The organism is Phytobacter sp. V91 (assembly GCF_965644225.1).
Classification (GTDB): domain Bacteria; phylum Pseudomonadota; class Gammaproteobacteria; order Enterobacterales; family Enterobacteriaceae; genus CBFFRJ01.
This window is the reverse complement of the sequence record NZ_CBFFRJ010000015.1, coordinates 49,089-56,019: the sequence shown is the minus strand read 5'-3', so window position 1 is coordinate 56,019 and position 6,931 is coordinate 49,089. Positions and strand designations below refer to the sequence as shown.

Annotated in this window: 7 protein-coding genes and 1 pseudogene; 4 read left to right on the top strand and 4 right to left on the bottom strand. The window is 54.2% G+C overall.

What is annotated here, in order from left to right:
* Nucleotides 1–55: 55 nt before the first annotated feature.
* Nucleotides 56–1,543 (top strand): annotated as a pseudogene (locus ACSZO4_RS05185) (ATP-binding cassette domain-containing protein); the annotation flags it as partial.
* Nucleotides 1,544–1,553: 10 nt separating this feature from the next.
* A complete protein-coding gene (locus tag ACSZO4_RS05180; protein ID WP_437887798.1) occupies nucleotides 1,554–2,723 on the top strand; it encodes an HlyD family efflux transporter periplasmic adaptor subunit in 1,170 nt (389 codons plus the stop codon).
* A gap of 54 nt (nucleotides 2,724–2,777) precedes the next feature.
* On the opposite strand, the gene smpB is transcribed toward ACSZO4_RS05180, so the two are convergent.
* A complete protein-coding gene (gene smpB, locus ACSZO4_RS05175) occupies nucleotides 2,778–3,260 on the bottom strand; it encodes an SsrA-binding protein SmpB (protein ID WP_437887797.1) in 483 nt (160 codons plus the stop codon).
* 159 nt (nucleotides 3,261–3,419) lie between these two features.
* Between smpB and ACSZO4_RS05170 the strand changes: the two genes are divergently transcribed.
* Together ACSZO4_RS05170 and ACSZO4_RS05165 are read left to right on the top strand one after the other, a co-directional pair.
* Nucleotides 3,420–3,857, top strand: coding sequence for a type II toxin-antitoxin system RatA family toxin (locus ACSZO4_RS05170; protein WP_437887796.1), 438 nt, complete (start codon nucleotides 3,420–3,422; stop codon nucleotides 3,855–3,857).
* Nucleotides 3,847–4,137 carry an RnfH family protein gene (locus tag ACSZO4_RS05165; protein WP_437887795.1) on the top strand — a complete coding sequence of 97 codons (291 nt, stop codon included), beginning with the start codon at nucleotides 3,847–3,849 and terminating at the stop codon, nucleotides 4,135–4,137. The genes ACSZO4_RS05170 and ACSZO4_RS05165 overlap by 11 nt, the downstream gene beginning before the upstream one ends.
* A 2-nt stretch (nucleotides 4,138–4,139) precedes the next feature.
* On the opposite strand, the gene ACSZO4_RS05160 is transcribed toward ACSZO4_RS05165, so the two are convergent.
* The 3 genes from ACSZO4_RS05160 to recN all read right to left on the bottom strand — a co-directional run bounded on the left by ACSZO4_RS05160 (nucleotide 4,140) and on the right by recN (nucleotide 6,864).
* Nucleotides 4,140–4,658: a ClbS/DfsB family four-helix bundle protein gene (locus tag ACSZO4_RS05160; RefSeq protein ID WP_437887794.1), complete on the bottom strand. Its 519-nt coding sequence runs from the start codon at nucleotides 4,656–4,658 to the stop codon at nucleotides 4,140–4,142.
* A gap of 54 nt (nucleotides 4,659–4,712) precedes the next feature.
* A complete protein-coding gene (bamE, locus tag ACSZO4_RS05155) occupies nucleotides 4,713–5,054 on the bottom strand; it encodes an outer membrane protein assembly factor BamE (RefSeq protein ID WP_437887793.1) in 342 nt (113 codons plus the stop codon).
* Between the two features lie 148 nt (nucleotides 5,055–5,202).
* A complete protein-coding gene (recN, locus tag ACSZO4_RS05150; protein WP_437887792.1) occupies nucleotides 5,203–6,864 on the bottom strand; it encodes a DNA repair protein RecN in 1,662 nt (553 codons plus the stop codon).
* Nucleotides 6,865–6,931 lie beyond the last annotated feature (67 nt).

Below are 6,931 nucleotides of genomic sequence, written 5' to 3'. Positions count from 1 at the left end.
CATACAGCTCAGCTAAGGTAAGGCTAATACAGATAAGGACTCCACTGAACCCCACCGATTAAATCGCACCTTCCTTATGGGTAAGCACATTGACCTGAAAGTCTCCTCGCTCTTTTTTGCCAGGGCGCTGGCGATTAAAAACGATTCACGCCCGAAATCGACAGGATCGTTTATTTCGCAACTGCGTGAAATCGATCAGGTGCGTGAGCTGCTGACCTCCACCACCGTCGGTGCGGCGATGGATATCCCCTTCGTTCTGTTGTTCCTCGGCATTATGGCGCTGGTGGGCGGGCCGCTGGTGATCATTCCGCTGATTGCCATCCCGCTGATTGTGATCCCTGGTCTGCTGGTGCAGTGGCCGATGGCGAAACTTGCCAAAGAGGGGATGCGTGAGAGCGCAATCCGTAATGCGGTGCTGGTGGAATCTATTGAAGGGGTGGAAGACATTAAGGCCTTGCAGGCTGAACCCTATTTTCAACGCCAGTGGGAACATACCCACTCGGTGGGGGCGAACATCGGTATGAAGCAGCGCGTGTGGGGGGCAAGGCTGAGCGGTTGGGCCTCCACGGTGCAGCAAATTACCTACGCCGGCATGCTGGTGTATGGCACCTTCCTGGTGCTGGATGGTGCTATCACCACCGGTACGCTGGTTGCCTGTAGCCTGCTTTCATCACGTACCATCGCGCCTTTGATGCAACTCACCATGGTTTTCTCGCGCTAGCAGCATGCCAAAATGGCGATGACCGGCCTTAATGACCTGTTAAAAAAACCGCTGGATAAAGAAGCCGATAAAAAAATGGCGCACTGCCCGGTGCTGGCAGGCCATTACCAGGTGCAGCAGGTGCAATACAGCTACGATGTGGAAAAGGGCGACCAGGCGTTGCAAATCGGCGAGCTGGAAATCAAACCGGGTGAGCGTGTCGCCATTCTTGGCAAGACCGGTGCCGGTAAATCGACGTTGCTGAAGTTGCTCTCCGGCCAGGCGCAGGCCACTAAAGGCAAGATAATCATTGATGACGTGGATATGGCGCATGTCGATCCCGTCGATGTGCGACGGCAGGTCGGCTATCTGTCGCAGGATTCGCGACTCTTTTTTGGCACACTGCGCCAGAACCTGATGCTGGGTCACCCGCATGCGACGGAGGCGGAACTGATCCAGGCGCTACGGATCAGCGGTGCGATCGGCATGATCCAACAGGATGCGGCCAGCCTCGATCGCCTGATCAACGAGGGCGGGCGCGGCCTGTCGGGCGGGCAGCGGCAAATGGTGCTGCTCAGTCGCCTGATCGTCCGCAATCCGCAGATTGTGTTGCTGGATGAGCCGACTGCTTCCATGGACGAACAGCTGGAAGCCTGGGTTATTCGCCAGCTTCAGCAATGGCTGACCGGACGCACGCTGGTGCTGGTCACCCATCGTCCGGCGCTGCTTAATCTGGTGGACCGCATCGTGGTGATGGAAAACGGTAAGGTGGTGGCCGATGGGCCACGAGATTCGCTGCTGCAACAGGCGGCGCGCAGCAGCAATGTGGCGTCGGTCGCCTGAGGAGCCGCGAATGAGTCAACTGACTATGCAGGATGACCTGGCGCGCCAGGGGCGTTTTTATTCATCGGTTATCTGGTTAACGCTGATTGCTATGGTGCTGTTTGTGGTCTGGTCGGCGTGGGCCATCCTTGATGAAGTCACGGTAGGGACGGGAAAAATAACCCCATCGACCCACGCGCAGGTGATTGAAAGCCTCGACGGGGGGATCGTCAGCGCGCTGATGGTGAAAGAGGGCGATATCGTTGAACGCGCGCAGATGCTGGCCCGTCTTGATCCTACGCGTTTCCAGTCTAACTACGGTGAAGCCGCAGCAAGGGCGCGTGCGCTGCGCGCCTCCAGTGAGCGTTTACGCTCTGAGCTTACCGGGGAACCACTGCGCTTTAGCGCCGAATCGATGCGTGAATCCGATCTGGTGGCACGTGAACGTCAGCTTTACGAGTCGCGCAGGCGTAATCTCGATGAGACGGTGGCTAATCTGCAAAAAGCCATGCAACTGGTGAATGCCGAGTTAAAAATGACTCAGCCACTGGTGGCCAGAGGGGCTGCCAGCGACGTCGAGGTGATCCGATTGCAGCGCCAGGCCGCGGAGCTGAAAGGCAAAATCGATGAGGCGCGGAATCAGTTTGCCCTGCGTGCGCGTGAGGAGCAGGTGAAAAATAACGCCGATCTCGATGCGCAATTACAGGTACTGGCGGGGAAAGCTGACCAGGTCGACAGGGCCACGTTGTCGTCACCGGTACGTGGGATAGTCAAAGATATCCAGGTGACGACCGTCGGCGGCGTGTTACAGCCTGGCGGCAAGCTGATGGAGATTGTGCCGCTGGAAGATCAGTTGCTGGTGGAGACCCGCATTAACCCTCGTGATATCGCCTATATCCGTCCAGGGTTGCCTGCTACCGTCAAAGTGACAGCCTATGATTCTTCAATCTATGGCGATCTCGAAGGGACAGTGGAAGTGGTCTCGCCGGATACCTTGCAGGATGAGGTGCGCCGCGATCAGTTCTATTACCGCGTCTATGTGCGAACCAAAAGCGCAGAGCTGGAAAACAAGAGCGGTAAACGTTTCCCGATCCTGCCCGGTATGGTGGCTAACGTGGAAATTAAAACCGGACAGAAATCGGTGCTTGATTACCTGATCAAACCGCTGAACAAGGTCAACGAAGCGCTGCGTGAACGCTAGGTAAAGCGGGTCAGGCAAGCAGTGGACGCTTGCTGGTAGGCGTCCACGTTATCATCAGCGGCCTGCGTTTTTCATAATGCGGGCTTTATCCAGCTGCCATTCGCGATCTTTCAGGTCGTTACGTTTATCGTGCTGTTTCTTACCTTTCGCCACGCCGATCTTCACTTTACACCAGGCATTCTTCCAGTAGAGGGAGAGAGCAACTACGGTGTAGCCTTCGCGATTAACGCGGCCGTAAAGGGAATCCAGTTCGCGCTGGTTAAGCAGCAGCTTGCGGGTGCGGGTCGGGTCGCAGACGTAATGGCTTGAGGCCACCGCCAGCGGCGTGAAGTTAGCGCCGAACAGGAACGCCTCGCCATCTTTAAGGATAACGTAGCTGTCGCCAATGTTCGCTTTTCCCACACGCAGAGATTTTACTTCCCAGCCCTGTAAAGACAGGCCTGCTTCAAATTCATCTTCAATGAAAAATTCGTGGCGGGCGCGTTTATTCTGCGCAATGCTAGCGGAACCGGGTTTGTGTACTTTTTTCTTTGTCATAGGTGTCGTGAAGCCATTAATAATCTGATATCTAAAAAAAGACCTCATTGCATCCTGTGAGGTTCAACGCGTTATCTTAGCACGAGTTCCGGCGTAGCGTTTTCCTTTCATCCTGGGGAAATGTTATTATTTGCCGATTGTGTGATTGCAGGAAATGTTATGCCTCAGATTAGCCGGAGCGCGCTGGTTCCTTACAGTGCCGAACAAATGTATTTACTGGTCAATGATGTGACCTCTTACCCGGAGTTTCTGCCTGGTTGTACCGGGAGCCGGGTTCTGGAATCCGGCCCGACGCAGATGACAGCGGCGGTGGATGTCTCCAAAGCGGGGATCAGTAAAACCTTTACCACCCGCAATACGCTGACCGCAAACCAGACTATTTTGATGCATCTTGTTGATGGGCCCTTCAAAAAGTTAATGGGTGGCTGGAAGTTTGTTCCCCTGAGCGCTGACGCCTGTCGCATTGAGTTCAGCCTTGATTTTGAATTCACCAACAAGCTGATAGAACTGGCGTTTGGCCGGATCTTCAAAGAGCTGGCGCTTAACATGGTGCAGGCGTTTACCCTGCGGGCGAAAGAGGTTTACAGTGCCGGGTAAGATTGTTGTTGAAGTCGCTTATGCATTGCCGGAAAAACAGTATCTGCAGCGGGTCACCGTTGATGAGGGCTCGACCATTGAGCAGGCGATTGTGGCCTCCGGCCTGCTTGAGCTGCGAACGGATATTGATTTGGCAAAAAATAAAATTGGTATCTACAGCCGCCCGGCCAAATTGCATGACCTGGTGGGCGAGGGCGATCGCATTGAAATCTATCGCCCGTTAATTGCCGATCCTAAAGAGTTGCGTCGCCAGCGTGCGGAGCAATCGGCAAAGAAATAATCTTACGCCGTTGCGGTGAGCGTTTTTAACAGTGGATTCAGGCGGCCACTCGCATTTTTGTAGGGTGAGACGCTATTGAACTGGATCATCCGCCCACGAGTCCATTTGCCGTACCAGGGCTGATGATAAAGCGCATCGTCGCTGTATCCGTTCACCAGTTCATTGAGCTGCCGCTGATTGTTTTCCAGCATGATAAGCAGCTGCGGCCAGGCGTCTATGTGCTCATAGTCGGCGTAATATTTCTGTGCCAGTTTGCCCAGCTCATTCCATTTAAAGCCAGGCGCCGGGAAGTCAATCTCCTTGCCTGCGGCTTCCTGCTGATGCCAGTGAAGCACTTGCTCACCCCAGCCAATTAAATAACTGACCAGGTTGGCGACGCTTATTTGCGTTCCGGCAACATGCCCTGCAAGCCGTTTCTCAAAGGCGATATCCTGCGGGATGCGTTCAAGTTTCTTACGCAGCGCCAGCGCGGATTTTTCCATTGCCGTCAGTAATTCGGTTTTACTTTCCGGTACCGCCATCGTTATCTCTCCCTGAAATGAATAATGGCGCCAGGAGGCGCCATTATGTGGGAATTACTCTTTGGTCAGTGCAGGCTTGTTATCTATGTTGGTTAACACGCTGCTGCTGTTAAAGGTAAGAGTCAGTGTCTGCTGGGTGACCTCTTCATGGCCCGGCTGCTGACGGAACACGTAGAACCAGGTGTTGCTGCCGAACGGGTCGGTCATCATCGGAGTTCCCAGTGCGTACGCAACCTGCTGTTGTGTCATCCCCACACGGATTTTAGAAACGTCATTCGGAGTCAGGTAGTTCCCTTGATTGATATCTGGGCGGTATACCACTCGCTCCACAGTGGAACAGCCTGCGGTCAACATCAACAGAACCGCTGCGGCAGCAGTCAGCATTTTACAACGCATAATGATTTGATTCCTTTTCGGGCCCGAACAGTACGTAGCTCATTTGTAATATGCCGATAATAATAGAACTTTCGCCAGTTTTAAACCTTTGCGACCTGGTCCTGCGGCGAATTTATCGTGTACTGAGACCTGGGTTTTGCCAAAAAGTTTAGGCAGCAAGCAGCTCTTTCGCATTTGCCAGAGTATTTCGGGTCACTTCGCTGCCGCCCAACAGGCGAGCCAGCTCCTGTAGCCGCGCGCGTTTGTCCAGCGGCTGCATATGGGTTTCAGTCATCTCGCCGTCCGTTTCTTTGCTGACATAGAAGTGATGATGACCGCAGCCTGCCACCTGCGGCAGATGGGTCACACACATCACCTGGGTGGATTCGCCCAGCTGACGCAGCAGCTTGCCGACCACCGCAGCCGTTGGGCCACTGATACCCACATCCACTTCATCGAAAATCAATGCCGGGGTTTCCATTTTCCGCGCGGTGATCACCTGGATTGCCAGAGCAATACGTGACAATTCACCACCGGACGCCACTTTCGAAATGGCCTGGAGCGGTTGACCGGGGTTGGTGGTGACCCGGAACTCGATACGATCTGCGCCTTCTGCGGTCAGCGTGTGTTCATCAAAGCTCACATCAATATCAAAGACGCCATGAGGCATGGAGAGCATATGCATGCTTTCAGTGATCAGTTGAGCCAGTTCCTGAGCGTAAATTTTGCGCTGGGTATGGAGGTGAGTGGCGCTCTCCAGCGCCTGCTTATGATGTTTATCGACAGCCAGTTTCAGGGTTTCCTGTGAATCGGCCTGATCGTCAAGCTGCTGTTGCTCATCCAGCAATGACTGATGGTATTGAGGCAGCAATTCCGGGCTGACATGGTGCTTACGCGCCAGCGAAATCTGCTTAGAAATGCGCTGCTCAAGTTCGTAAAGGCGGTTAGGGTCGAGGTCCAGACGGTCGCAATAATGGCGCAATTCATCACTGGCTTCAGAGATTTGAATGGAAGCTTCTTCGAGCATATTCAGGATGCCGGACAGGCTGGTATCCATCCCTGCAAGCTCGGTCACCATCTGGCGAGCCGTATATAGCTGGCTTTGCAGGTTCGCGTCTTCGCCATCGGCCAGCAGATTGAGGGCCTGCTGGCTGGTGCTGAGTAACTGCCCGCTGTTGGCAAGGCGTTTGTACTCTTCATCAATCTGCTCAAACTCGCCCGGCTGCGGATTAAATTCATTCAGCTCTTTCAACTGATATTGCAGCAGTTCGGCACGGGCCGCGCGTTCCTGACTCTGCTGCTGATGTTGTGCCAGTTCACGGCAGCTCTGGTGCCAGAGGCGGTAGCGTTCAGCCATCTGCAAAGTAAGTGCGTACTCACCTGCATAACCATCCAGCAACGCTTTCTGGTGTTCGGATTTAACCAGCAACTGGTGCGCATGTTGCCCGTGGATCTGAATCAAAAGCTGGCCCAGTTCGCGCAACTGGGAAAGAGGAACCGCAGTGCCGTTAATAAAGCCGCGTGAACGCCCGTCGCTGCTGATCACCCGGCGAAGTAAACACTCACGTCCATCTTCAAGTTGATTGGCTTCCAGCCAGCGCTGGGCCGCTGGGGTGTCTTTCAGAGCGAAGCGTGCGCAGAGGTCGGCCCGGGCGGAGCCAGCGCGCACCATATCGGCTTCAGCACGACCACCGAGACAGAGCCCAAGCGCGTCAATCGCAATGGATTTACCCGCGCCTGTTTCACCCGTGATTGCTGTCATTCCACTGAGGAAGTCGATCTCAAGCTCACGAACAATCGCAAAGTTGCTAATGGTCAGTTGTGCCAACATGGTTGCTTTCCTGTATGAAAAACCATAACTGTATTTAATTACAGTATATGACTGGTTTTATATACAG